General features: G+C 60.6%; 23 protein-coding genes and 1 pseudogene. 10 read left to right on the forward strand and 14 right to left on the reverse strand.

Annotation, left to right across the window (positions count from 1 at the left end; all coding sequences use genetic code 11):
- Positions 1 to 8 precede the first annotated feature (8 nt).
- Together dapA and HX786_RS03440 are read right to left on the reverse strand one after the other, a co-directional pair.
- Positions 9 to 872 (reverse strand): 4-hydroxy-tetrahydrodipicolinate synthase, encoded by an 864-nt coding sequence (dapA, locus tag HX786_RS03435; RefSeq protein WP_178911722.1) that lies wholly within the window; start codon positions 870 to 872, stop codon positions 9 to 11.
- A 292-nt stretch (positions 873 to 1,164) separates the two neighbouring features.
- On the reverse strand, positions 1,165 to 2,133 hold the full coding sequence (locus tag HX786_RS03440; protein WP_008436293.1) for an alpha/beta hydrolase: 969 nt from the start codon (positions 2,131 to 2,133) through the stop codon (positions 1,165 to 1,167).
- Between the two features lie 96 nt (positions 2,134 to 2,229).
- Here HX786_RS03440 and HX786_RS03445 point away from each other — a divergent pair, with 96 nt between their 5' ends.
- On the forward strand, positions 2,230 to 2,709 hold the full coding sequence (locus HX786_RS03445) for a VOC family protein (protein WP_003215129.1): 480 nt from the start codon (positions 2,230 to 2,232) through the stop codon (positions 2,707 to 2,709).
- Between the two features lie 13 nt (positions 2,710 to 2,722).
- Here HX786_RS03445 and HX786_RS03450 read toward each other — a convergent pair whose 3' ends face one another.
- Together HX786_RS03450 and HX786_RS03455 are read right to left on the reverse strand one after the other, a co-directional pair.
- Positions 2,723 to 3,886 carry a GGDEF domain-containing protein gene (locus tag HX786_RS03450; protein ID WP_008436297.1) on the reverse strand — a complete coding sequence of 388 codons (1,164 nt, stop codon included), beginning with the start codon at positions 3,884 to 3,886 and terminating at the stop codon, positions 2,723 to 2,725.
- A gap of 70 nt (positions 3,887 to 3,956) precedes the next feature.
- The gene (locus HX786_RS03455; protein ID WP_177009454.1) at positions 3,957 to 4,577 is read right to left on the reverse strand and encodes a LysE family translocator; all 621 of its coding nucleotides are present in this window, start codon (positions 4,575 to 4,577) and stop codon (positions 3,957 to 3,959) included.
- A gap of 239 nt (positions 4,578 to 4,816) precedes the next feature.
- Here HX786_RS03455 and HX786_RS03460 point away from each other — a divergent pair, with 239 nt between their 5' ends.
- A complete protein-coding gene (locus HX786_RS03460) occupies positions 4,817 to 5,383 on the forward strand; it encodes a hypothetical protein (protein ID WP_178911723.1) in 567 nt (188 codons plus the stop codon).
- A gap of 175 nt (positions 5,384 to 5,558) precedes the next feature.
- Here the strand turns inward: HX786_RS03460 and HX786_RS03465 are convergent, their stop codons facing one another.
- Entirely contained in the window at positions 5,559 to 6,704 is a 1,146-nt protein-coding gene (locus HX786_RS03465; protein ID WP_102604937.1) for a serine hydrolase domain-containing protein, read from the reverse strand.
- A 71-nt stretch (positions 6,705 to 6,775) separates the two neighbouring features.
- Entirely contained in the window at positions 6,776 to 7,843 is a 1,068-nt protein-coding gene (locus HX786_RS03470) for a fatty acid desaturase (RefSeq protein WP_178911724.1), read from the reverse strand.
- A 315-nt stretch (positions 7,844 to 8,158) separates the two neighbouring features.
- On the opposite strand from HX786_RS03470, the gene HX786_RS03475 reads away from it, so the two are divergent.
- Entirely contained in the window at positions 8,159 to 8,722 is a 564-nt protein-coding gene (locus HX786_RS03475) for a recombinase family protein (protein ID WP_102369205.1), read from the forward strand.
- Positions 8,723 to 8,881: 159 nt separating this feature from the next.
- On the opposite strand, the gene HX786_RS03480 is transcribed toward HX786_RS03475, so the two are convergent.
- Positions 8,882 to 9,418, reverse strand: a complete 537-nt coding sequence (locus HX786_RS03480) for an ATPase AAA (RefSeq protein WP_008436317.1) — start codon at positions 9,416 to 9,418, stop codon at positions 8,882 to 8,884.
- Positions 9,419 to 9,539: 121 nt separating this feature from the next.
- On the opposite strand from HX786_RS03480, the gene HX786_RS03485 reads away from it, so the two are divergent.
- Positions 9,540 to 9,908 carry a hypothetical protein gene (locus HX786_RS03485; RefSeq protein WP_008436319.1) on the forward strand — a complete coding sequence of 123 codons (369 nt, stop codon included), beginning with the start codon at positions 9,540 to 9,542 and terminating at the stop codon, positions 9,906 to 9,908.
- A gap of 16 nt (positions 9,909 to 9,924) precedes the next feature.
- Here the strand turns inward: HX786_RS03485 and HX786_RS03490 are convergent, their stop codons facing one another.
- On the reverse strand, positions 9,925 to 10,806 hold the full coding sequence (locus HX786_RS03490; RefSeq protein ID WP_003215146.1) for a LysR family transcriptional regulator: 882 nt from the start codon (positions 10,804 to 10,806) through the stop codon (positions 9,925 to 9,927).
- Positions 10,807 to 10,928: 122 nt separating this feature from the next.
- Between HX786_RS03490 and HX786_RS03495 the strand changes: the two genes are divergently transcribed.
- Complete coding sequence (locus HX786_RS03495; protein ID WP_178911725.1) at positions 10,929 to 12,059, forward strand: epoxide hydrolase family protein; 1,131 nt, start codon at positions 10,929 to 10,931, stop codon at positions 12,057 to 12,059.
- On the opposite strand, the gene argC is transcribed toward HX786_RS03495, so the two are convergent.
- Positions 12,043 to 12,975, reverse strand: a complete 933-nt coding sequence (argC, locus tag HX786_RS03500) for an N-acetyl-gamma-glutamyl-phosphate reductase (RefSeq protein WP_178911726.1) — start codon at positions 12,973 to 12,975, stop codon at positions 12,043 to 12,045. The two genes, HX786_RS03495 and argC, sit on opposite strands and share 17 nt — an antisense overlap.
- 112 nt (positions 12,976 to 13,087) lie before the next feature.
- On the opposite strand from argC, the pseudogene HX786_RS03505 reads away from it, so the two are divergent.
- Positions 13,088 to 13,972, forward strand: a pseudogene (locus tag HX786_RS03505) (LysR family transcriptional regulator).
- Positions 13,973 to 14,033: 61 nt separating this feature from the next.
- On the opposite strand, the gene HX786_RS03510 reads toward HX786_RS03505, so the two are convergent.
- Entirely contained in the window at positions 14,034 to 14,669 is a 636-nt protein-coding gene (locus HX786_RS03510) for an HAD family phosphatase (RefSeq protein ID WP_003215155.1), read from the reverse strand.
- Between the two features lie 185 nt (positions 14,670 to 14,854).
- Between HX786_RS03510 and HX786_RS03515 the strand changes: the two genes are divergently transcribed.
- Together HX786_RS03515 and HX786_RS03520 are read left to right on the forward strand one after the other, a co-directional pair.
- Positions 14,855 to 15,661, forward strand: coding sequence for an alpha/beta fold hydrolase (locus HX786_RS03515; protein WP_178911727.1), 807 nt, complete (start codon positions 14,855 to 14,857; stop codon positions 15,659 to 15,661).
- A gap of 101 nt (positions 15,662 to 15,762) precedes the next feature.
- Positions 15,763 to 17,958 (forward strand): OsmC domain/YcaO domain-containing protein, encoded by a 2,196-nt coding sequence (locus tag HX786_RS03520; protein WP_003215159.1) that lies wholly within the window; start codon positions 15,763 to 15,765, stop codon positions 17,956 to 17,958.
- A gap of 146 nt (positions 17,959 to 18,104) precedes the next feature.
- On the opposite strand, the gene HX786_RS03525 is transcribed toward HX786_RS03520, so the two are convergent.
- The 3 genes from HX786_RS03525 to HX786_RS03535 are packed head-to-tail and all read right to left on the reverse strand — an operon-like array spanning position 18,105 to position 22,208.
- Positions 18,105 to 19,526: an efflux transporter outer membrane subunit gene (locus tag HX786_RS03525; protein WP_178911728.1), complete on the reverse strand. Its 1,422-nt coding sequence runs from the start codon at positions 19,524 to 19,526 to the stop codon at positions 18,105 to 18,107.
- A complete protein-coding gene (locus HX786_RS03530; RefSeq protein ID WP_177080898.1) occupies positions 19,523 to 21,103 on the reverse strand; it encodes a DHA2 family efflux MFS transporter permease subunit in 1,581 nt (526 codons plus the stop codon). Before HX786_RS03530 ends, HX786_RS03525 begins: the two co-directional genes overlap by 4 nt.
- A complete protein-coding gene (locus tag HX786_RS03535; protein ID WP_178911729.1) occupies positions 21,096 to 22,208 on the reverse strand; it encodes an HlyD family secretion protein in 1,113 nt (370 codons plus the stop codon). Before HX786_RS03535 ends, HX786_RS03530 begins: the two co-directional genes overlap by 8 nt.
- Before the next feature lie 99 nt (positions 22,209 to 22,307).
- Between HX786_RS03535 and HX786_RS03540 the strand changes: the two genes are divergently transcribed.
- The gene (locus HX786_RS03540) at positions 22,308 to 23,012 is read left to right on the forward strand and encodes a CerR family C-terminal domain-containing protein (RefSeq protein WP_003215166.1); all 705 of its coding nucleotides are present in this window, start codon (positions 22,308 to 22,310) and stop codon (positions 23,010 to 23,012) included.
- Positions 23,013 to 23,014: 2 nt separating this feature from the next.
- On the opposite strand, the gene HX786_RS03545 is transcribed toward HX786_RS03540, so the two are convergent.
- Complete coding sequence (locus HX786_RS03545) at positions 23,015 to 23,635, reverse strand: LysE family translocator (protein WP_178911730.1); 621 nt, start codon at positions 23,633 to 23,635, stop codon at positions 23,015 to 23,017.
- On the opposite strand from HX786_RS03545, the gene HX786_RS03550 reads away from it, so the two are divergent.
- The gene (locus tag HX786_RS03550) at positions 23,634 to 23,831 is read left to right on the forward strand and encodes a hypothetical protein (protein ID WP_177009444.1); all 198 of its coding nucleotides are present in this window, start codon (positions 23,634 to 23,636) and stop codon (positions 23,829 to 23,831) included. The genes HX786_RS03545 and HX786_RS03550 overlap by 2 nt on opposite strands.
- Positions 23,832 to 23,913 lie beyond the last annotated feature (82 nt).

Here is a 23,913-nt window from a genome sequence, read left to right on the forward strand (position 1 = left end):
GCCACGGGTCATTGCCGCACGCCTAATACTTGCTGCAACCGATTTGTCACCGTCTCACTCGCCCCCAACATCGGCGCCCGCAACTCACTGCCGATCAAACCGTCCATCGCCAGCGCGGCCTTCACCGGTGCCGGATTGGGCTCCACGAACAGTGTGTGAATCAACGGCAGTAGCCCGAAAAACGTCTCGCGAGCCGCCAGCAACCGGTTGTCGCGAACCTGTCGATGCAGCGCCACAAAATCTGCGGTACGCACATGCGCCGACGCGGCAATCGCGCCGGTCGCTCCCAGGCACAGCGCGTTGAATATCTGCACATCCTCGCCACACAACACATCCACATTCCCGCTGGCCAGCAGCGCCAGGGTATTGGCCAGGTTGCCGCCACAATCCTTGATCGCGACGATCCGTTCATGGGCGACGATGCTCAGCAACGTCGCCTGTTCGAAGGCGATACCGGTGCGGTAGGGAATGTCATACAGAATGATCGGCACACTGGACGCATCGGCCACGGTGCGGAAGAACGCCTCAAGGCCCGCCTGGGACGGGCGGATGTAGCTCGGCGGCGGTACCAGCAAACCGGCCACCGGGCGTTGCAGGATTTCACTCTGGAACTGCAGCAGCTCAATCTGGTTATACCCCGCCAGGCCCATCACCACCTGCTGCGGCGGTACCAGTTCCAGTACGGCATCCAGCATCGCCAACTGCTCACGGCGGCTCAGTGCTGCGGCTTCGCCGGTGGTGGTACAGACCATGATCCCGGCCACGCCTTGTTCCAGCAGATGGCAGACCAGGCGGCGCAAGCCGATGAAGTCGATAACGCCGTTATGAAACGGTGTAACGACGGGAACCCAGATACCTTGAAACGATGACATGCGCTTTCTCCTGATGGTTGACCGATTTCGTCACCGTCAGAAGGGCAGAGGGAAGTAAGCAAGAGGAGGGGGCCTTCGCGCTCAATGTCCTGTCAGCTCATCTGACGGGACAGCGCGCCCCGGTCACATGAGCGACTGTTTCTTCGATTTGAGGGCGTGCGCAACGCAACCTTGCGCCTTGGCAATCAAGCCAATGACGGAAAAGTTGAAGGTCGTTGCAGACATTGAGGACACACCCTGAAGAAGACGCTTATCTTTATGGATTATTACAGGGTGTGTCAACTCACGGCGATCAGTCGCGGTTCAACCAGTGGCGCACGAAACGCACCTGCTCTGCCGACAGTTCTGCGTCTTCCGGCGCGCCGATGAAACCGCCGTGGGGCATTGCTTCAAAGATGTGCAGTTCCACCGGTACCTCGGCCCGGCGCAGCGCCCGGTGCAGGCGTACGGCGTTGGACAGGAACAGGTCGCGGGTGCCGCTTTGCACGAACGTCGGCGGGAAGCCTGGTGCGAAATCCCCGAACAGCGGCGACAGGTACGGGTGAGACAAATCCGCGCCAGCGGCGTACAGCAGGTTGGTGCTCATCAGCGGGTTGGGCAACACCACGTCGACGGTGCGGTTGACCTGGAAGCTGTCGCCCGATTCGGTCAGGTCCACTTCAGGTGACAGCAATACCAGCGCGGCCGGCAGCGGCAAGCCTTCGTCGCGGGCGCGCAGCACCATGGCAGCGGCGAGGTTGCCTCCGGCCGAGCGTCCGCCGATCACGATCTTGTCCGGGGTGTGGTGCTTCAGCACATGCCGGTAGGTGGCCAGACAGTCATCGAGTGCCGCCGGGTACGGATGGTCAGGCGGCATGCGGTAGTCCACGCCGTAGCAGGTCAGGTTGTGCAGGTCGGCGTGCTTGCCGGCGGCGAGGCGGGCGTTTTCGCCGCCGCCGAACACCAGGGCGCCGCCGTGCAGGTCGATATAGGCGAACTCGGCCCCGTATGCCGGCGTCGCCCGGTACACCGTGGCGTCTTCCACGGTGAATGTCTCAACGTGGTCTGCCGTCTGTCCCGCCTGGGACGCCGCGTACTGTTGGGCAACTGCGGCCTGCATACGGCGCCAGCCAGCGTGGTCATCGGGTGCGGGCAGGGTGTACAGGCTGTTCAGCGGCACGCCATCGGCGTTCACCATGCGTTGCAGCATCGCCTGGGCCTCGGGGCTGATGGACCGCGGAACCGGGATGATTCGCGGGTCGATCCTTACACCATTACTCATTCTCTGCACCGTTTGGGTTCATGTCAGGACGCGAACGCATTCTTGTCGGTAGCGGTACTACACTGCAAGTCCGAACCTCCACGCTGGAGAACACTCATGCTCAACAAAAACACGGTGTGCCTTTGGTACGACGGCAGTGCACTGGACGCTGCCAACTTCTACGCCAGGACCTTCCCGGACAGCGCAGTGACTGCGGTCCATCACGCCCCCGGGGATTATCCGGCGGGCAAACAGGGCGATGTGTTGACGGTGGAATTCACCGTCATGGGTATTCCTTGCCTGGGGCTGAACGGCGGCTCCGGCGTGCAGCACAACGAGGCGTTCTCGTTCCAGGTGGCCACCGACGACCAGGCGGAAACCGACCGCTTGTGGCACGCGATTGTCAGCCATGGCGGCCAGGAAAACGTCTGCGGCTGGTGCCAGGATAAATGGGGGGTGAGATGGCAGATTACCCCGCGTGTACTGAGCGCGGCGATCACCCATCCCGACCCGGCAGCGGCCAAGCGGGCGTTTGATGCGATGATGGGGATGACCAGGATTGATATAGCGGGGATTGAGGCGGCGCTCAAAGGTTGATGCACCGATTGAGTCAATCGGCGCCCACCGCAGTCCGGTCCACCAGACGAATACGGTTGCGTCCACCGCGCTTGGATTCATACAGCGCCGCGTCGCCTTGTTCGATCAAGGCCGCGAGGCTGGCGGGGGGCGTGTCGAACAGGCTGGCGCCGATGCTCAATGTCACCGCTTCGGGCGTGGCGAAGGCCTGCGAGGCAGCCTGATGAAACTGTTCGCGCAGGGCGCTGCCCAGCGCGACAATGCGCGCGTTCGAGGTGTCATTAAGCAGGATCACGAACTCGTCGCCACCCAACCGCGCCGCCAGCGAATCATCGGGCAACTGCGCGCGAATCATCTCGCTCAGGGCCACCAGCAGCCGGTCGCCCGCGGTATGGCCGTACAGGTCGTTGATCAGCTTGAAATTGTCGATGTCGATCAACAGCAGGGCACCCGGCCGGGCCTGCGACACCTCGCTCAGCAGGCTCGGCGCGCGCATTTCAAGGGCGCGGCGGTTGTACAGCGCGGTCAACGGGTCGCGGGCGGCCAACCGTGCAATCTGTTCCTCACGGCGGTAGCGCTCGGTGCCGGTCATCGACAATGCAATCAGCATGATCGCCATGGCGCCTTCCACCAGCGACACCTGAATGATCTCGCCACGAAACGCCGTCAGGTCGATCAGTGTCCCCGGCACGATCGCCACCAGCGACTTGGCCAGATAGAACAGCCCGTGGGCCAGCAGCACATAGCGCAGTTGCACCGCGCCCACGCTGAGTGATCGGCCATGGGGGCGCAACAGGAAACTGGCCCGCAGGGTCGGCAGGGCAACCAGCAGCGAGTTGGCCAGCAGCATGGCCCTGGACCACGACTGTCCTTCCGGCAACAGCAGCATGGCAAACCAGGCCACGAACATCAGGTACCAGGCGCGAGACAGGCGCACCTGGGTGAAACGCGCAACGCCCAGCAGGAACAGCCAGTGGGCGGTGATCAGCAACCCGTTGGCGAACCAGATGCCGATCAACAGCAGGCCGCTGGCCCGCAACAGCGCCAGGGTGCTGCCCACGCTGATGATGGCGAAACCGGCGGTCCAGTACAGCAGCGACGGTTCGCGAACGTTGCGCCACTCGACCGCCAGGTACAGCGCGGCGGCGCCTGCCAGGGCGATGGTGAGGACCAGTATGGTGATGGGGTCGAGCGCCATGGGCGAACTGGCCTGCCTGAGTTGCGGTGAGACGGCGATTGTAAGCGTTTTCGCCGGTTTTTCGCAGTGCTCAGGCCCTGCGCGCCATCAGCAATACCGTCGCGGCGGCCGACAACAACCCCGCACAGCAGCGGTTGAAAATCCGCTTGCCCCGAGGCTGCGCGAACCAGCGGCGCATATGCAAACCCATATAGGCGTAGGCGCTGATGGCGAACCATTCCAGCGCCAGAAACATCGCTCCCAGCAGGGCAAATTGCGGCGTGATCGGACGTGCCGGGTCGACGAATTGCGGCAGGAAGGCGGTAAATATCAAGATTGCCTTGGGATTGCCGGCGGCCACCAGGAACTCCTGTCGCGCCAAGGCCCACAAGCCCGCCTTGGGCGCCGTCGACTCAGCCTCCGCGTGCGGATTGGACCGCCACAGTTGATACGCCAGATAAAATAGATACGCCGCCCCCAGGATCTTGATCCCGTAGAACAGCAACTCCGAGGTTTGCAGCACCACCGCCAGCCCGGCGGACGCGAGGGCGATCATCCCGGCAAAGGCCAGCAGTCGCCCGACGCCTGCCAGGCACGAAGTGCGGTAGCCGTAGCGGGTGGAGTTGCTCACGGACAGCAGGTTGTTCGGGCCTGGCGCCATGTTCAGGGCGAAGCAGGCCGGGAGGAAGAGGGTGAGGGTGGCGAGGTCCATGGGGGCTCCGGCGGGCGCTGGCAGGTAAGGCCACGAGGATAAGGGATGTGAGGCGGTTGAACAATTTGCGCTAATGGGTAGAACCGATGGCGCTCTGGCCATGTCTGTGAGTCGTGGGTAAATAGATCGGTCACCATGACGCTCATTCGTTAATATGCCCGGCATGCCAATCGGGTAAAGGAAGTTGGCGTGAAGCACGAAGCGCTTTTCCCGGGAATTAAAAATAGAGTAGGCAGGGAATGGAATATCCTTCATTTGAAAACAAATCAAAGAAAAGAACCTTGTTGTTGGTGGTGTGTCTGTTATTAGGAGCATGGATTGCTTATACGCTCTGGGCCGGTCGCATTGTAATGCGAACGGTTTTAATGCCATCGATTCCCGAGTGGACGACCTATATAGTCATTGGTTGTCTGGTTGGACTCTTTTTTGCTGCAAGGGCCACCTACTATCGTCCGGCTGTAAGAAACCCGAACCGTGTTGGAGAATCTTTTTTTGGTGGTTTTTGCCTGGGTCTGATTTTGTCCTTGCACAGTTATGACGTCGTTACGTACCTGTTGCCCGGCGACATTGTTCAGTATGCGTCACCTTACGAGCTGGTGACTCCGGGGCCCTACGTTGGAAAGTTCAGTCGTTGTGAGGCGGGTCTGCGGATTAAGGATTTAAAGACTGAGCGCTGGGTTGCGCTTTGTACCACTCAGTCGGAATTCAACGATCAAAGAAAGACAGGCATGAATGCAGTGTGGGTAACTGCTCATTCAAACAAGATAGGTTCTTATATCGAGGCGTATGAATTTATTTATAAATAAATCATGTCGTCGTTGTACCAGCCTTCGTTCATAAGCCAATGACTCATTGTTGGCCGGGAGGGGAAGGTTTCGGTTTGCCATCAGCCACTTGTGTCTTGCCACAAACTTGCTGCGTTGCATTCGGCAGTATTGCGCCCCCTTGAAAGCCTCAGATGAACAGATCCGCCCCTTGCCTTCAAAGCGCCGCATAGACAAGGGATGAAAGTCGGCGGGGGCGTGGATCAATCATCGAATGGCTGCCCGAAGTCGTGGTGACAAAACCGAAGCTCACTTGTTTTTCGGGATCAGCGAAACTGATCGGGCCACCAAGCCCGATATGGCCAAAGGTGTTCGGGCCCATTGCATGGGAAGCCGTCGGGTCGCGTTGCTGCTCCAGCATGCAACCCAATCCATAACGCATGGGGCGCATCCATACTCGATCCATGCCATGACTGTGCTCACGGCTGAATTCAGTAAGCAACTCGGGACCGATAAAGTTTCCTGCTATCAATGCACTGTAGAAACCGGCCAGGCCGTGAGCCGAACCGTGTCCACACACGGCGGGTTGCCGGTAGGCCCACCAGCGAGGGTCACTGGTTCGTCTGGGCACCATTCCGGGGTTGGTGAAGGCGAGCGTCGCGATATGCGACGGCTCGTTTTTCACCACGGTTCGCAACGCCTGCGAGTAAGGGTCACCGACTCGTCCCGTGGCACTGTCGAAACGCGCGATACGATGAAAGTGTTCTTCGTTCACGCCGAGGTGCACGTCCAACTCATGGGGATCGAGAATCTCTTCGTGGATAAACACACAGGGATCTCGTCCGTCCACCCGGCGAATCAACTCGCCGAGGATCCAGCCAAACGTGGTGGTGCCGTAGCCCAGGTCCGTTCCCGGTTCCCACCACAGCGGCTCGGCCTCCAGCAGTCGCAGCATATGCTCCCAGTCATACATCATGGGGTTGTGGTCGGGCCCCCGCAGCGCCGGCAGGCCTGCGGTATGGTTCATCACCTGGCGCAGGGTGACCTTTGCTTTCCCGCTCCGGGCGAACTCGGGCCAGTAACGGGCCACGGGTGCATCCAGCTCCAGCTTGCCCGCCTCAACCAACATCAGGACGGCCACCGCGACATAGGGTTTTATTACGCAGAAGGTATTGGCCAGCGTATCGCGGGTCCAGGGTTTCGTGCCCGCCTGGTCTGCCATGCCGGCCCACAGGTCGACAACGATCTCTGCGCCTACCTGCACGCACAGGCCGGCCCCACGTTCCTGCGGATCATCGAACATGTCCTCGAAGGCCTGCTTGACCGCTTCAAACTGCTTCGCACATATCCCTTGCGCTTTCATACCTCAACGTCCTCGTATTTGAAGTGCGGCCCTTGATACTTGCCGAACACGGATAATGGTTGTGGAGGAATTCACCCACGAGACCGAGTTTGGGAGTGCTCCATGGAAAAGCGATTGGCTCGTTTGTAGGTGCCGAAGTCATTGAACCTGACACCGGCCTGGGCCATGACTTTATGAGCATGAGGTGCCGTCATCTGACGCAGATAAAACGGGTCTCTCACCACGAAGTGATGGATGCTGTGAGTGCTGCCAAAGTTAAAACAGAACAACTGGAACGGCCACAGCCACCAAGGGTTCATCACCTGGGTTTGTTGTAATGCGTTACGCGGGGCAACATCGCCGTAATAGTGCATATTTGAACTTATAAAGAACAGGCAGAACTGCCGTATCATATTGGGCGCTATAAGAATAACCACTGCGCTATTGACGATATCCATTAATTCCTGCGTCGTAGCTGAACTGTGAACCTCCATCCCGGTAATTGACCCAAGCCAGACATACAGGTGGTAGCCGAGGAACACATACCAGCACCCCCAATACAGAAGCCCGAATGGTGTATTGAGCCGAATGATCTTGCCTAACAATTTTACCTTTTGCCGCCATCCCGGAGCAAACACCGCATTTAGAAAACCAAATACAAATCCGTCCACCAGTTTGAGTAATCGCAGTATTCCCCAAGGACTGCCGCTCGTGGTGATCCAGGCTTCAACATCAGAATCAGTTCCGGACTCCTTATGGTGATGAAAGTGCAGACTGCGTCTTAGCCACGGGCTGGGCATACCCGGGCGTGCCAGCCAGCAGAAGAGCATCATGGCATTATGGGCCAGCGGCTGTTTTCTAAAATAAAGGCGATGAATCAGGTCATGTTCGATTTCATGAATGAACGAAGTCAGCAGCGCATTGACCAGAATACACATCCATGCGGGGATAAAACCCTTTAGATAGAGCCCTCCCGTAATGACCATCCCTATCAGGGAAAACGCCATGACACTCGCGCCCAGAGCATCCTGGTGCTGCAGGATCGGATAACGCTTTCGCAGGTAGTTCCCATGATCGGTAATACTGCGGGTTACCTTATCAATCTTTTCCTGATCGGTAGTTGGGCGATCAATTTCGATGGCGCCTTCCAAGACTTTCATCCATTCATCCTCTGATTGCATCGAAAAATTAACAGCCGCGTCAAGCCGGTCATGTCAATTATTTGAGCTGTAAAACAGTAGATACTCATATGGGTTGCTTGAATTGCACGGGGCATTCAAGGAATACGAAATCGACTTTTTTGCGAAAAGCTTGTTAGAATTCCATGCTTCAAAATGATAAGGGAAGTTCAACTCTTTGCAACTGTGTATTTTGGGTGGGTTCAGTGTTACAAGTGCGGTGTAAGGAATTGATGATTTAGTTACAGTTTGTACAAGTATAAAATGACGCTGTACAAGTATTGCCAAGGAGGCACCATGAGATTGCATCGCATCAAATATGTCCGGCGCGCTCTAAAAGAGCCCGAGGGTGGCGCAGAGAAAATAACAAGCGACGATGTATTTGATGCCGTGTTTTGCGATGAACCGGCAGAAAATGCCGCGAATCCTGCAGGCCTGGAAAGGCTACTCCGCTACCTGCAGTGCGGGGATACCGTGGTGGTGGACAGCATGGCAGCGCTGACTTCAAGCACGGAGCAGCTGTGCGCCATCATTCGCCGGTTGATTGAAAAGCAGGTCACGCTGGAGTGTTTGAACGAAAACCTGGTTTTCCGGCATGACTGTCTTGAAGTCGTGGAGTCGATCATTGCGGTAATGGAGCTGATTGCAGAGTTCGAGCGCGCTGCGATGAGGGAAAGACAGGCGGCGGGAATTGCCAGTGCAAAGAATCGTGGGACTTATAGAGGTCGCAAGAAAAAGCTGTCTGACAATCAGGTTGTAAACTTGATTGACCGGGCCACTGCAGGAGAAAGTAGATCCAAATTGGCGCGTGATTTTGAAATCAGTCGGCAGACGCTCTATCGGTACCTGAGGTCCAGATAGGGGCTTCTTCAGGTCGCACGAGGGAGCGGCTGCCAACAAGATCCTACAGTTGAAAAAAACTGTCAGGACGGCATGGCCCGAGGGCGGTGGAAGTCTTGCCATCAATGATTTCTTCACTGGCAAGACGACCCACTATCGCGGCCAACGCTCCTGCTCCCTCTATTCAAGGCAGCCTTCAGATGCTGCGGGCAAGCGCTCGAGAAACTCGGCGATCTGCTGGCCACCGCGCAAGTGCACCACGGGCACCGACGGGCCTGCCGCCAACCGCACCGCCTCGATACCTGGCCGGTGGCCGCGATCAAACGTCCACACGTACTTCAGGAATGTCAGGAACTCCCGGTCGAGTTTCTCGGTACAGCCGGCGGGAATATCCGGGCGCGGGCGGTTCAGCGCACTGCGCAGGATCACCCGGGTAAAGCAGGTGAGCCGTGGCGTGTCGAGCCAGATGATCAAATCGGCACGGGGCAGGCGCAGGTCGAACGTGCGCCGCGCATAGTTGCCTTCACACACCCAGCCATCGGCGGCAACGGCGTCGCGCACGCGGGTACGGAACTGCTCGGCGTCGGGCTCGACCCAGCCGGGCGACCAGAACAGGGTGTCCAGGTGCACCACGGGCAGGCCCAGGCGTTGTCCGAGGGCGCGGGCGAGGGTGGATTTTCCGCTGCCCGCATTACCGAGAATCACGATGCGTTGCATGAAGGGACGTCCTGTCGCGGGAAAGCCCACAATTGTGCAGGTTTTACATGACCAACAAAAGCCATATGAGGTAGGTTGGGCGCCCCGGAATGAACCCTCTCGACCAAGGAAGCGCCTGTCAATGCCAAATGCCTTTTGCCAAATCAGCGAACGCCTGGACAACCGCCGGTTTATCGTCGCGGGCAACACCCATGGTGTGTCCGGTACAGGCACCGTGTTTCATTACCACGTCGATGAAAACGCCATATGGGGCACCTACCAGGGCGGCCGGATTCGCATGGGCAATCAAGTCGGGCGCGCCACAGGCCCCGATACCATCGAGTTGCTGTACCAGTGCCTGACCACCGAGGGCGAGATTCTTGCCGGCTGGTCCCGGGGCACGCTAGGCGTGGATGACGCCGGGCGTACCACCCTGGCCTTCGTCTGGGGCTGGTTGTCGGGCGCGACGGGAGGCGGGGAGTCGAGCTACGTCGAACTCGTTGCCGAGTAATCATGCAATTTCGCGCCTACTGGAACCGCTCAACCAGGTAGTCGACAAAACACCGGACCCGCGCCGGCGTGTGGGTACCGCCGAGGAACACGGCATGGATCTCTTCGCCATCGCCTGGATTGAATGCCTCCAGCAGCGGCACCAGCCGACCCGCCTGAATGGCGTCCGCCACGGTCTCGGCGCAGACCCGCGCGATGCCGATGCCCTCGGCCGCCAATTGGCCCTGGGTGTCACCGTTATTGGTTTCGACATGGCCCTTGATCGTCAGTGAATAGTCGTGGCCATCCTTGCGAAACGGCCAGGTGGGCGCCGCACGCTTGAAGTTGAAACCGATGCAGTCGTGATCTAGCAGGTCTTCCGGCACCTGCGGCGTGCCGCGTCGTGCCAGATAGCTCGGCGCAGCAATGATGACCTTGTGGGTGGCGCCCAGCCGGCGGGACGTCAGGCTGCTGTCGGGCAGCGGGCCCAATCGCACTGCGACGTCGGCTTGCCCGGCGGCGATGTCGACCACGGTGTCGGTCAGGTTGATGTCCACCAGGATGTCCGGGTAACGCTGAATGAACTCGCCCAACAACGGGATCACGAAGGTCCTGCCATACAGCAGCGAACTGCTGACCCGCAGGCGCCCGCGGGGTGAACTCTGGTCGGTAATCTGCTGTTCGGTTTCCCGCAGGTCCGTGAGGATCCGCCGGGCGCACGACAGGTAGGCGGCACCCTCCGGGGTCACGGTCAGTGAGCGCGTGGTTCGCAGCAACAGGCGTACGCCCAGCCGGGCCTCCATGCGGTCCAGCACCCGCGCGATGGAGGAGGGCGCAAGGTTCAAGCGACGCGCGGCCGCCGAGAAACTCGCGGTCTCGGCCACGAGGGTAAAGATTTCCAGTTCGTCCGTTATGTCCACGGGAAACTCACTTGTGCGTTTTTCGCAAAGGCCTTGAGCGGCGTAATGGGGTTCACATCGGTTTTTGTCGGGTTCAGTATTGCGTAAAGCAATGTAATACGGAAACTCACCAGGAGAATCCCATGATTTTGCCCTACACCATCAATATCCCCGACGAACGCCTCGTGGCCATCCGCGACAAAGTCGCCGCCTACGATTGGACCCAGCTTCCCGATTTGGGAGGGTGGAAGTCGGGCGTAGGCGTGCGCGACCTTCAGCGCCTGGTCGCTTACTGGCTGGAATCCTATGATTGGCGCCGGGTCGAAAAACACCTCAACCAATTGCCCAACTTCATCACCGAGATTGAGGGCGAGCACCTGCACTTCGTCCATGTGCGGGGCGACGGTTCCAGGCCGCCGATCCTGCTGCTCCATGGCTGGCCAGGTTCGTACCTGGAATTCGAGGCGCTGCTGGAACCGCTGGCGGCTGACGGACACGATGTGATCGTGCCGTCGCTTCCGGGGTTTGCATTCTCCAGGCCGATCACCGGAGTGATTGGCCCACGTCGGGCGGGCGAACTCATGCATGGGCTGATGGCCCGGCTGTTCGGGCCAACCCGCTTCATCGTTCAGGGCGGTGACTGGGGTTCGGGCATCGCCGGTTGGATGGCCCACGATCGGCCCGAGGCGTTACTGGGGATTCACCTGAACATGGCCGACCTGCTGGCCCAGGGCACCGTTGCGACCACGCCGGAGGAGGAGGCTTTCGTCGCCCGGCGTGACGTGCTGATCGACTGGGAAACCGGCTACAACCACCAGCAGGAAACCCGCCCGCAGACCCTGGGTGTCGCGCTGGCCGACAGCCCGGTGGGGGCCGCGGGATGGATCCTCGAAAAAATCGGCACATGGGCCGATCTGCCCACTACCGCCGATGGCAGCCCGGATCTCTGGGGCACCTTTACCGAGGAGCAACTGCTGACCAACATCATGTTGTATCTCGCGCCATCTTCCATGGTCACCGCGACGTGGATGTATCACGGCAAGCGCCTTGAGGGATCGTCAAAATTCCCGGTCGGCACCCGCATCCAGGTGCCGACCGGATTTGCCGCCTTTCGTGATCCGGTGTTCGTGCCGCCGCCGCGCTCATTTGCCGAAAAGACCTTCAACATCGTGCACTGGAGCGAGATGCCCGCCGGTGGTCACTTCGCGGCCTGGGAGCAGCCGGCGTTGATGCTGGCGGACCTGCGCGCCTTTATCGCTACGGTCTCGGCTTGATCATCAAATCCAGGTTCTGCACGGCGGCACCTGCGGCGCCCTTGCCGAGGTTGTCGAATATCGCCGCCAGCAGGACCTGGCCCGTCTCGTGGTTTTCACACACGATCAGGCGCACATCGTCCGTGCCGTTCAGCGCTTGAGGGTCAAGGTAGGTCAGCTCCTTGGCGGCCTGCATCGACAGCACCTGGACGTGATTCGTATCGCGGTAGTGCTGAGTCAAACAGTCATGCAACCGCGAGCCATTCACACCCGGCGCCAATAACCGAAGTTGCAGGGGGATGGTCAATACGATCCCCTGGCGAAAAGTCCCGTAGGCCGGCACAAAGGTCGGCCTTTCCGTCAGCCCGCTTTGCTGCTGAATCTCCGGCACATGCTTGTGTGCCAGTCCCAGCCCATACACCAGGAACGCGGGCGCCTGTGAGGCGTCGGCGCCCTCATGCTCCTGCACCCCGGCGCGGCCCTTGCCGGAATAGCCCGAGACGGCATGAATGGTCGTCGGGTAGTCCCCGGGCAGCAGCCCGGCCTCAAGCAACGGGCGCAGCAACCCAATCGCACCGGTGGGATAGCAACCGGGATTGCTCACCCGCTGCGCCGTGGCAATGCGTTGCGCCTGTTGCGGGTTCATCTCGGCGAAACCGTAGGTCCAGTCGGGGTGAGTGCGGTGTGCCGAACTCGCGTCGATCACCCGCACGGCCGGATTGTGGATGCTGGCGACGGCGTCCCGTGCGGCGTCGTCGGGCAGGCAGAGAATCGCGATATCGCAGGCGTTGATCATCACGGCGCGCTGCTGCGGGTCCTTGCGGTGTTCAGGGCTGAGGGTGATCAGTTGCAGATCGGTGCGGTCGCGCAGGCGTTGATGGATCTGCAGCCCGGTGGTGCCTTGGTCGCCGTCGATGAATACAAGAGGATTTGCCATGGGATGCACTCGGATAGGAAATCAGGTGTTCCAATCTTCGGCGAGCCGCTAGGATAGGAAAAGTTGAATTTCCAAACGATGAAGTTCAGGTTTTATGAACGAGGATTGACCCATGCGCGAAATCAGCCTGGACCGCCTGCGTACGTTGGTGGCGATTGCCGACCTCGGTTCGTTCGCCGAAGCAGCCCGCATGCTCAACCTGGCGCCTCCCACCGTCAGCCTGCATATCGCCGACCTGGAGGCGCGAGTGGGCGGCAAGCTGTTGTCGCGTACCCGTGGACGAGTGCAGCCTTCGGCTATTGGCGAAACCCTGGTGGAGCGCGCCCGCCGCTTGTTGGCGGATGCCGAGCAGGCGCTTGAAGACGTGGAGCGACAAGTGCAGGGGCTGGCGGGGCGGGTGCGTCTGGGAGCCTCAAACGGAGCCATCGCATAGTTGCTGCCGCAAGCCCTGGAAACCTTGAGCCAACATCATCCCGCCATTGATGTGCAGGTGGCGGTGCTCACGTCGCAGGACACATTGAAGAAGCTGGCCGAGGGCGCCCTGGAGATCGGCCTGGTGGCGCTGCCCCAGGCACCGGTGAAGGGCTTGCGGATCGAGCCCTGGCGGCGCGACCCGGTCATGGCATTTTTGCCGGCGCGCCGGGAATGCCCCGAGGTGGTAACACCCGCCTGGCTGGCTGCCCAGCCGTTAATCCTGAATGACAACACCACCCGGCTTTCGCGCCTGACCTCGGAGTGGTTTGCCAATGACGGCTACCAGCCGACGGCGCGTATTCAGCTGAATTACAACGACGCAATCAAAAGCCTGGTGGCCGCCGGTTACGGGGCCACGTTGTTGCCCCATGAAGCGTCCACGCCCTTGCACGACACCCGGATTGCGATGCGGCCGTTGCAACCGTTGCTGTGGCGGCAACTGGGGATCGCCCATCGCGCCGGGGAGGTTGAGCGGCCTACGCAACATGTGTTGGACGTGTTGTGGGGATTGAGTGCGGGGTAGGGCGTCGTTGTCTGTGAACTGGGTGGCTGATAGGCGGTGATTGAGTAAGGCCGCAACAGGCCTATGAGGGCGGTGCGAGGTTCACGCCCTCAGCCTGGAGCTTGGCCAGTTCGGCAGACAGGGAGCTGCCCGCTGTCCATAGCACCGCATTCCAGCCCAGTTGCCTTGCCGCGACGACATTCGCAGGGGTGTCGTCTATCAGCAGCAATTGCTCTGGAGCGAAGCCCGAGAGAGCGGCTGTCTGTTCAAAGAAGTCCCGTTCAGGCTTGCGACTGCCCAGTGCCGCCGAATAATAGATGCCGTCAACGTGCGGGCCGAGGCCAAGTTGATCCATCAGGTAGGCCGACCGCAGGTGCTCCTGGTTGGTCGCCAGGAAGACCTTCGTACCTCTCTCGCGCAGTTGGGCGAGTGCTTCCAGCAACGGCCGGTTTAGCCTGGCGTCACTTGCAAACCAATAGGCAATCAAGTCTTCGTGGGGAACGGACGGCGTAAGTCGCGCCAGTGCCAGCTTCAGTTGCTCGGCAAGCCCCGAGTGTCCGACGATGATGTCGCTCCAGTAAGGGCCAAAAAACTCGCGGTTCAAATCGGCGTTACTGATGCCCAGATCCGCTTCAATCTCAGATGCCCAAGGCCTGCCATCTGCAGGCCGCCCGTTAATCAGTACACCGTCTACATCGACCATTATCGCGTGGATCATCGTGCCGCTCTTCCCCGTGGTGGTTGTATGTACTGCAGATACCACGCTGCAATGCCATGATTCATACGATTGGCCTATGAATGCCTTCTTGAATCGGGAATTTACACCGGCATGAATATCCTTGAAATTGGCGGCTTTGGGCAGCTAATCCGTCCAGTGCGGTCGTCTTTCGAGGAATCAACACTATGTCGTCACCCGAACCGTTCACCCATACACGGCTTCTCCAGACCGTCGACGATGTACCGTTGAACATCGCCGCGATCCACCGCGCGGGTACCCTGGCGCCAATCGTGTTCCTGCATGGCTTTGGCTCGACCAAGGAAGATTACGCCGACATCGTCCAGCAACCTGCCTTCGACGGTCATCCATTTTTGGCTTATGACGCCCCGGGTTGCGGTGAGAGCCATTGCGATGACCTGTCGAAGATCTCCATCCCGTTCCTGCTGCAAACCGCCTTGCAGGTGCTGGAGCATTTCAACATCGAGCGCTTCCATCTGGTAGGCCACTCCATGGGCGGCCTCACCGCGCTGATGCTGGCGCACCGGTTGCCGGGCCGGGTGCTGAGCTTTGTCGATATCGAAGGCAATATCGCCCCGGAAGACTGCTTTCTCAGCCGGCAGATCGTCGACTACCCCGCGGACGATCCCGAGGCGTTTTTCAGCGCCTTTATCGAGCGCACCCGGCAGGCACCGGCCTACGCCAGCGCGCTGTATTCGGCGAGCCTGCGGCACAAGGTGCGTGCCGGGGCGGTGCGGGGGATCTTCCAGTCGATGGTCGAACTGTCGGATAACGCCGACTTGATGGGCAAGTTCCTCGGCCTGGAATGCTCGCGCATGTTCATGTACGGCGAGCAGAATGCCCATTTGTCGTACCTGGCGCATATCCAGGCGCAAGGCGTGCGGTTGGCGCCGATTGCCCGGTGCGGGCACTTCCCGATGTACTCCAACCCGATCGCGATGTGGCAGCAGATTGCGGACTTTCAACACGGCTGATACCCATCGCCAACGATCGGCCAGGCCCGAAAGCACAAGACTTACGCCTCGAAACCCGGATAATGGCGGCCATATTTTGCTCGCTATTCTGGTAATCCCGCATGGAAATCAAGGTCAATTTTCTCGATAACCTTCGACTTGAAGCCAAGTTCGACGACTTCACCGTGGTGGCCGACCAGCCTATTCGCTACAAGGGCGATGGCTCGGCCCCCGGTCCGTTCGATTACTTCCTGGCGTCGTCGGCGTTGTGTGCGGCTTACTTTGTGAAGTTGTACTGCGAAACCCGCAACATCCCTACCGACAATATTCGCCTGTCCCAGAACAACATTGTCGACCCGGAAAACCGCTACAACCAGATCTTCAAGATCCAGGTCGAATTGCCGGCGGACATCTCCGATAAAGACCGCCAGGGCATCCTGCGTTCCATCGACCGCTGCACCGTGAAAAAAGTCGTGCAGGCCGGGCCGGAGTTTGTCATCGAGGAAGTGGAAAACCTGGATGCCGATGCCCAGGCATTGCTGATGCCGAGCGCGGCGTCCGACGCGGGCACCTACATCGCGGGCAAGGACCTGCCGCTGGAAACAACCATCGCCAACATGTCGGCCATTCTCGCGGGCCTGGGCATGAAGATCGAGATCGCTTCGTGGCGCAATATCGTGCCCAACGTATGGTCGCTGCATATCCGCGACGCGCACTCGCCGATGTGCTTTACCAACGGCAAGGGCGCGACCAAGGAAGGCGCATTGGCGTCGGCATTGGGCGAGTTTATCGAGCGGCTGAACTGCAACTTCTTCTACAACGACCAGTTCTGGGGTGAAGACATCGCCAACGCGGCGTTTGTGCATTACCCGGACGAGCGCTGGTTCAAGCCGGGCCGCAAGGACGAACTGCCACCGGAGATACTCGACGCGCATTGCCTGCACATCTACAACCGTGACGGCGAGCTGCGCGGCTCACACCTCTACGACACCAACTCCGGCAACGAAGAGCGCGGCATTGTTTCGCTGCCGTTCGTGCGCCAGTCCGATGGCGAGGTGGTGTATTTCCCGTCCAACCTGATCGAGAACCTGTACCTCAGCAACGGCATGAGTGCCGGTAACACCCTGGCTGAAGCGCAGGTGCAGTGCCTGTCGGAAATCTTCGAACGCGCGGTAAAACGCGAAATCATCGAAGGTGAATTCGCGCTGCCGGATGTACCGCAGGAAGTGCTGGCGAAATTCCCCGGTATCCTGGCCGGTATCCAGGGCCTGGAAGCCCAGGGCTTTCCGGTACTGGTGAAGGATGCGTCCCTGGGCGGTGAATTCCCGGTGATGTGCGTGACGTTGATGAACCCACGCACCGGCGGCGTATTCGCCTCGTTCGGCGCGCACCCAAGCCTGGAAGTGGCGTTGGAGCGCAGCCTCACCGAACTGCTGCAAGGCCGCAGTTTTGAAGGCCTGAACGATCTGCCGCAGCCGACGTTTGAAGGCCATGCGGTGACCGAACCGAACAACTTTGTCGAGCACTTCATCGACTCCAGCGGCGTGGTGTCGTGGCGCTTCTTCAGCTCGAAGTCGGATTACGAGTTCGTCGAATGGGACTTCTCCGGCCAGGGTGAAAACTCCAATGCCGAGGAAGCCGCCACGTTGTTCGGCATCCTCGAAGGCATGGGCAAGGAAGTCTACATGGCGGTGTACGAGCACATCGGCGCGACCGCCTGCCGCATCCTGGTGCCCGACTATTCGGAGATCTACCCGATCGACGACCTGATCTGGGACAACACCAACAAGGCGCTGTTTTTCCGCGAGGACATCCTGAACCTGCATCGCCTCGACGAAGCGGAATTGAAGGGGTTGGTTGAGCGTCTGGTGGAAAGCGAGCTGGACGACTACACCGACATCACCACCTTGATCGGCATCGAGTTCGATGACAATACGGCGTGGGGTCAACTGACCATCCTGGAATTGAAGCTGCTGATTTATCTGGCCCTGCAGCAGTTCGAAGAAGCCAAGGAACTGGTGGAGATGTTCCAGCAGTACAACGACAACACCGTCGAGCGCGGCTTGTTCTATCAGGCTGTGAATGCGGTGCTGGAGATGGAGTTGGACGAAGACCTGGAACTGGCGGACTACGAAGTGAATTTCCGCCGGATGTTTGGCAACGAGCGGATGGACGCGGCGATTGGGTCGGTGAATGGCAGTGTGCGGTTCTATGGTTTGACGCCGACGAGCATGAAGCTGGAAGGGCTGGACCGGCACCTGCGGTTGATCGACAGCTACAAGAAGCTGCACGCGGCGCGGGCCAATACCGCGCGCTGATCCATACCTGTCAGGGAAGATATTGACCTGTGGCGAGGGAGCTTGCTCCCGCTGGGTCGCGAAGCGGCCCCAGAAAATGGGACTGCTACGCACTCCAGCGGGAGCAAGCTCCCTCGCCACAGGTTATTGGTTGCTTGCTCTGGCTCTTACAACGTCCATCCCAACCCCAGCGCCTTGTGCAATGACGCAAAGTCCTTGAGCAACAGCGCATCCCCGGAAATCCGGCTTTCCTGCGCCTGGTACCGCGTACGTTCCGCGTCCAGCCAATCCAGCGTGCTCGCCGTACCTGCCTTATAACGCTGGCGCGTCAGGTCCGCAGCCCGTACTGCCGAAGATTCCACGTTACGCAGCAGCACCACGTTCTGCCGCTGGTTGCCATACCGCGCCAGGGCCACATCCGCATCACGCAACGCACTCAACACCACGCTTTTGTAATGGGCCAGGGCCTCGTCGCGCCCGGCTTCCGCACCTTTGACACTGGCCGCCACCCGGCCGAAATCCAATGCGTTCCAGGTCAGCCGCGGCAACAGCAGCCAGGTGCCGCTGTCCTTGCGCGCCAGGTGCCCGGGATCGGCCGCCGAGAACGACAAGTCGCCCATCAGGCTGAGCTTGGGAAACCAGTCGGCGGTTTTCTCGCCGATCTGCGCGTTGCTGGAAGCCAGTTGACGCTCGGCCACCCGGATATCCGGGCGTGCTTTCAGGATCGCCGCCGGGTCTGCAAAGGGTACCTGGCTAGGGATAGCGGGCAGGGCGCGGGGAGTGTTGAGGCTCGCGTCCAACTCGCCCGGTTCCAGGCCGCAGAGCAGGTTCAACTGGTCAATCGCCTCGACGATTGACGCTTGCAGCGGCAGGCGTTGGGCCCGGGTGTTTTCGGCCTGTGTCAGGACCTGCTCCAGCTGTAACTGCGAGGCCACGCCACGGCTGCGTCGCTGCTGGGTCAGGTCCAGCGCCTGTTCCTCAATCTCGACACTGGCGTCCACCAGCGCCAGTCGCGCCTGCTGGTCACGCACGTCGGCATAGGTCTGCACCACCTCGGCTGCCAGTTGCACCTGGGCATCGGCCAGTTGCGCCTGCGAGGCGTTGTTTTCCGCCTGGGCCGCCTCGATTGCACGCCGGGTGCCGCCGAACAGGTCGGCCTCCCAACTGGCATCAAACCCGGCGAGGTAAAGGCTCAACGGCCCGCGACCACCGCCACTGCTGCCACCCAGCGCCGAGGTGTCGGGGGAGCGCAGCTTCAGCATCGCTGCATCGCCGGTGATCTTGGGCAGGGCGTTGGCGTTGGCGCCACTCAGGCTGGCTCGCGATTGCTTGAGGCGCGCCTGGGCGGTCGCCATGTCCGGACTGTTTTGCAGGGCCTGGGCCACCAATTGGTTGAGCTGCGGATCGCCCAGGGCTTGCCACCACTGGGCGACCGCAGGTGTGCGCGGCAAGCCTATGTCGGCGTGGGGCAAGCGCCCGGCCGCGAGGGTCTTTGGCGCGGCATCCGGCGCGCCCTGGTAGTCCGGCCCCACGGTACACGCCGTCAGCAGGCCGACGGTGAAGAGTAAGGGAAGTGAGCGATAAATCATGTTCGTTGGCCTGCCTGCGCCGCGCGCTTTTTCAGGATGAAGATCAGGGGAAGGCACGCCAGCATGGCGAGTCCCAGCACGTAGAACGCGTCGTTGTAGGCCATCACCGCCGCTTGTTGGGCGATGTCGTTGGCCAGATGACTGAGGGCCTGCAGCGAGGCGGTGGACGGGTCGCCGGTTTGCGCCAGGTAGCTGGCGGTATCGCTCGCCATTTGATCCTGGGTCAACTGGGTGTTGGCCTGGATGCCTTCGCGCAACATGTCGTCGTGGAAGTGGCTGCGCCGGTCCATCAGTACGCCGAGCAGCGCCAGCCCCAAGGTACCGCCGAGGTTGCGTGACATGTTGTAGAGCCCGGCCGCATCACCCGCATCGCGGGTTTCCACCGAGCGCATCGACAGTTGGCTGAGGGGCATCATCACCAGGATCTGCCCGAAGCCCCGCAGGATCTGCGACCCGTAGAAATCATGGCCGACACTCTGGGCGGTGAGCTGGGTGTCGAGAAAACAGCTGGCCCAGTACATCAACAATCCCACGCCGACCATCATCCGCAGGTCCAGGCGGCCAAGCATTCGCGGCAGGATCGGCATCAGCAGGAACGCCGGAATCCCCGACAGCAACATGATCGAACCCGACTGTTGCGCGTTATAGCCCGACAGGATGCCGAGGAACTGCGGCACCAGGTACGCCGTGCCATACAGCCCGGCGCCGACCGCCGTGGCGATCAGCAGCACGCTGCCAAAGCTGCGGTTGAGCACCAGTTGCAGGCGCAGGATCGGCGTACTCGAGCGGACTTGCCCGACGGCAATCAGGAAGAAGCCGATCACCATCGTGATGCTCAACCAGATGATCAACTGCGAGTCGAACCAGTGTTCGCGCTGGCCTTCTTCCAGCACCACGGTGAGCGAACTCAGGCCCATGGCCAGGCCAATGATGCCCAGCCAGTCGGCCTTGATGAATTGCTGGAGGTTCATGCGGTCGCTGGGCAGGCCGGTGATCAGCAAGGTGATCAAGGTAATGCTGACGGGCAAGTTGATGAAGAAGCACCAGCGCCAGTTGATATTTTCCGTGAGCCAGCCGCCAATCACCGGGCCCAGCAGCGGGCCGAGGATCACCGTCATGCCGAACATCGTGGTGCCGATTGCCAACTGATGGGCAGGCAGGCGGGTGCGTACGATGGTCTGCGCGGTCGGGATCATCGCGCCGCCGGCAAAACCCTGGCCGATACGCCCGGCGATCATCGCGCCGAGGCTTGAAGACAACCCGCAGAACATCGAGAAAAACGTGAACATCAACGCGGTGCCGATCAGGAACCGGCGCAGGCCGAATACCCGGGTCAGCCAGGCGGCGAGGGGAATCATGACGATTTCCGACATCAGGTAACCGGTGGCGATCCACGTGCCTTCGGTACCGGTCGCGCCGATCTGGCCCTGGATCTGCGGCAGCGCCGAGTTGGTGATCGAGATGTCCAGGGTCGCCAGCAAGGCGCCCAGCGAGCCGGCGGCGACTGCGATCCAGTCGGTCAGCGAAGCGTTGCGCGGTTTGTCCGCGGGCACTTCGGTCAAGATGGCTTCAGCCATGGTTGGCGTCTGCCTTGTGGGTGCGGGTGTCGACTTCCACGGTGGCGGACAAGCCGGGCACCAGTGCCTGGCGCACGTCGTCATCCGGTACATCCAGGGAAATCCGCACCGGCACGCGCTGCACGATCTTGGTGAAGTTGCCGGTGGCGTTGGACGGCGGCAGCAACGCGAACTGTGCTCCGGTGCCGGGGGACAGGCTGTCGATATGGCCCTGAATATCATGGCCTGGCAGTGCGTCCACATGCACGGTGACGGTCTGCCCGGCGCGCATCTCGCCGATTTGGGTTTCCTTGTAGTTGGCGGTCAGGTAGATCGCGCTCACCGGCACCACGGTCAACAAGCGTGTGCCCGGCTGCACGTATTGGCCGACGCGTACACCGCGATCAGCGACGCGGCCATCGAGCGGGCTGCGAATCACCGCGTCTTCCACGTCCAGCTGGCTCTGGGCTTCGCTGGCCTTGGCCACGCCGAGTTGCGCCTGGGCTTGCTTGAGCTGGGCTTCGAGGGTGCCGTAGCGGGTCTGGCTGGAGCGCAACGCGGCCTGCTTGGCGGCCACGGTGCTGCGGGCCTGGGCGAGCTGGTTGTTGAGCTGCGCCAGGCGTTCTTCCGGCTCGGCCCCGGAACGTGCCAGCGGCGCATAACGTGCGACTTCGGTTTGCGCGTGCTGGGCGTCGGCCTGGGCGCCTTGCAGTTGGGCGCGGGCTTCGGCGATGGTCGAGTCCTGTTGCACGAGGTCGGCCTGGGCCTTGGCAAAGTCGGCCTCGCGGGCCGCAATCGTCGCCGAGGCTTCGTCACTGACTGCCTGGTATTTGCGCGCATCCAGGCGCACCAGCACGTCGCCACGCTTCACGTTCTGGTTGTCGGCCACCAGCACCTCGGCGACGTAGCCGTTGATTTTCGGCGCCACGCTGATGCTGTCGGCTTGCAGATAGGCGTCGTCGGTGGTCTCGATAAAGCGCCCGGTGAGCCACCACCAGGCGCCCCACGCCAGCCCGGCCAACAGCGCCACGCCGGCGAGTGACAGTAGAATCCGTCGGGCTTTGCCACGTTGGCCGTTGACGGTGGTTTCAGGAATGACCTGAGGAGAGGGAGGTGCAGCGGACATCAAGTCACTCCAGTTTTATATCAGTTGGAATAAATTCGTTTTTTCGCGAATTTTTGTCAACTGGTATATTTTGGTTACGTTAAAAAAATGGAGTGGCACATGGCACGACACAAACCGGCCGCCGAAGGGGGTTATCAGCGGGGTGAAGAAACCCGCGCACGCATTATCGAGGCGGCTGTCGAGGTATTTGGCGAGCGTGGCTACGACGGCGCGTCCACGCGAGACATCGCGAATGCTGCCGGCGTCAATGCGCCCGCGATCCAGTACTACTTCGATGGCAAGGAAGGCGTGTACCTGGAATGCGTCGAGCACTTGATCGCGCTGTTGTGGCAGAAGATGGCGCCTACCGTTGAAGCCGCAGAAGGTGCGCTGGCCGATCCCGGGGTCGACGATCAGAGGTTGATCGACGCCTCACTGGGCATTCTCGGCGCGGTGGTTTCAACGATCCAGGACAGTCCCCAGACCACCGCGTGGCGAGCGTTTCTTGATCGCCATCAAGCCGGGCTCTGCCCTGAAAGCGCGACCATGGCGTTCGAGGAACGCTTCAAGGCGCGCATCGCCAACGTGATCCGCCTGCTGATCGCGCGCGTTGCCGGCCTTGCCGTTGACGACGAGCGCACGGTGATCCACTCGATGGCGCTGTTCACCCAGGGCCTGGCGTTTCGGGTGCAGAAACCCAAGCTGCTCTCCGCCTTGAACTGGACCGAAGTGAGCCAGAAGGAAATGGAACTGGTGCGGGATGTGGTGCTGATGCAGGCGCGGTTTACCCTGGAAGGCCTGGTACGGCATCGGGACCGGCGCTGACTTCAGCGCTTGCTGAAGGCCAGCCGGGCCGCGAACAGCACGAATATCATGCCGGTGGTGCGGTCCATCCACTTGATCACCTTTTCACGCCGCAGCACACCGGCCAATGGCTGCGTGGCACCGATCAGTATCAGTGCCCAGGCCAGGCTGATCACCACGTGGATGCTCACCAGCCCGAACGTCCACGCCACCAGCGGATGCCCCTGGGGAATGAACTGCGGCAGGAAAGACACGTAGAAAATCCCGATCTTGGGGTTGAGCACGTTGCCCATCATGCCTTTCAGGAACCAGTTGGCACCGGGTTTTCCATCGGCCTCGACGGACGCCAGCGAACTGCGCGGGCGCAACAGCATGTTCAAGCCCAGCCACGCCAGGTAAGCCGCGCCGCAGTACTTCAAGACGTTAAAGGCCACCTCGGACACGGCAATCAACGCGCCCAGCCCAAAGGCCACCGCTGCACCCCACAGCAGGCAGCCGGCATTGATGCCCAGGGTGGCGCGCAAGGCTTGTTGCTTGCCCTCCACCGTTGCAGTGCGCAATACCAGGGCCGTGTCCAGTCCGGGCGTCAACGTGAGCAACGTGGCGGCGAAGGTGAAGGCGAGCAGGTTGTCGGTGATGGACATGGATATTTACCTGAAATCAGAAACTCTCAAGACTGGCGTTGATACCGGCGAAACACGCCAGCTCGATGGTTGCCGCGACCTGTTCAGCATCGATGATAAAGCCCTGGAAATCGTCATCTCCCGAGTCCAGATGAACCTAACGCTTGCCGCACCGAGCCAGCCATTGGTCGAAACGGTCCAGCACCTCAGCCATTGATGACCTGCATACGTTGTGTTCATCGTTCGTGGGGCAGATTACGGTCATGGGCGCGCGGCTGTCGATATTTAATCAAGAGCGT

This window comes from Pseudomonas sp. 21615526 (assembly GCF_013386245.1).
Classification (GTDB): domain Bacteria; phylum Pseudomonadota; class Gammaproteobacteria; order Pseudomonadales; family Pseudomonadaceae; genus Aquipseudomonas.

Bases quoted from the DNA above. Each gene is read 5' to 3' on its own strand.
- dapA (WP_178911722.1), bottom strand. From the start codon at position 872: ATGTCATCGTTTCAAGGTATCTGGGTTCCCGTCGTTACACCGTTTCAT.
- HX786_RS03440 (WP_008436293.1), bottom strand. From the start codon at position 2,133: ATGAGTAATGGTGTAAGGATCGACCCGCGAATCATCCCGGTTCCGCGG.
- HX786_RS03445 (WP_003215129.1), top strand. From the start codon at position 2,230: ATGCTCAACAAAAACACGGTGTGCCTTTGGTACGACGGCAGTGCACTG.
- HX786_RS03450 (WP_008436297.1), bottom strand. From the start codon at position 3,886: ATGGCGCTCGACCCCATCACCATACTGGTCCTCACCATCGCCCTGGCA.
- HX786_RS03455 (WP_177009454.1), bottom strand. From the start codon at position 4,577: ATGGACCTCGCCACCCTCACCCTCTTCCTCCCGGCCTGCTTCGCCCTG.
- HX786_RS03460 (WP_178911723.1), top strand. From the start codon at position 4,817: ATGGAATATCCTTCATTTGAAAACAAATCAAAGAAAAGAACCTTGTTG.
- HX786_RS03465 (WP_102604937.1), bottom strand. From the start codon at position 6,704: ATGAAAGCGCAAGGGATATGTGCGAAGCAGTTTGAAGCGGTCAAGCAG.
- HX786_RS03470 (WP_178911724.1), bottom strand. From the start codon at position 7,843: ATGAAAGTCTTGGAAGGCGCCATCGAAATTGATCGCCCAACTACCGAT.
- HX786_RS03475 (WP_102369205.1), top strand. From the start codon at position 8,159: ATGAGATTGCATCGCATCAAATATGTCCGGCGCGCTCTAAAAGAGCCC.
- HX786_RS03480 (WP_008436317.1), bottom strand. From the start codon at position 9,418: ATGCAACGCATCGTGATTCTCGGTAATGCGGGCAGCGGAAAATCCACC.
- HX786_RS03485 (WP_008436319.1), top strand. From the start codon at position 9,540: ATGCCAAATGCCTTTTGCCAAATCAGCGAACGCCTGGACAACCGCCGG.
- HX786_RS03495 (WP_178911725.1), top strand. From the start codon at position 10,929: ATGATTTTGCCCTACACCATCAATATCCCCGACGAACGCCTCGTGGCC.
- argC (WP_178911726.1), bottom strand. From the start codon at position 12,975: ATGGCAAATCCTCTTGTATTCATCGACGGCGACCAAGGCACCACCGGG.
- HX786_RS03510 (WP_003215155.1), bottom strand. From the start codon at position 14,669: ATGATCCACGCGATAATGGTCGATGTAGACGGTGTACTGATTAACGGG.
- HX786_RS03515 (WP_178911727.1), top strand. From the start codon at position 14,855: ATGTCGTCACCCGAACCGTTCACCCATACACGGCTTCTCCAGACCGTC.
- HX786_RS03520 (WP_003215159.1), top strand. From the start codon at position 15,763: ATGGAAATCAAGGTCAATTTTCTCGATAACCTTCGACTTGAAGCCAAG.
- HX786_RS03525 (WP_178911728.1), bottom strand. From the start codon at position 19,526: ATGATTTATCGCTCACTTCCCTTACTCTTCACCGTCGGCCTGCTGACG.
- HX786_RS03530 (WP_177080898.1), bottom strand. From the start codon at position 21,103: ATGGCTGAAGCCATCTTGACCGAAGTGCCCGCGGACAAACCGCGCAAC.
- HX786_RS03535 (WP_178911729.1), bottom strand. From the start codon at position 22,208: ATGTCCGCTGCACCTCCCTCTCCTCAGGTCATTCCTGAAACCACCGTC.
- HX786_RS03540 (WP_003215166.1), top strand. From the start codon at position 22,308: ATGGCACGACACAAACCGGCCGCCGAAGGGGGTTATCAGCGGGGTGAA.
- HX786_RS03550 (WP_177009444.1), top strand. From the start codon at position 23,634: ATGGATATTTACCTGAAATCAGAAACTCTCAAGACTGGCGTTGATACC.
- HX786_RS03545 (WP_178911730.1), bottom strand. From the start codon at position 23,635: ATGTCCATCACCGACAACCTGCTCGCCTTCACCTTCGCCGCCACGTTG.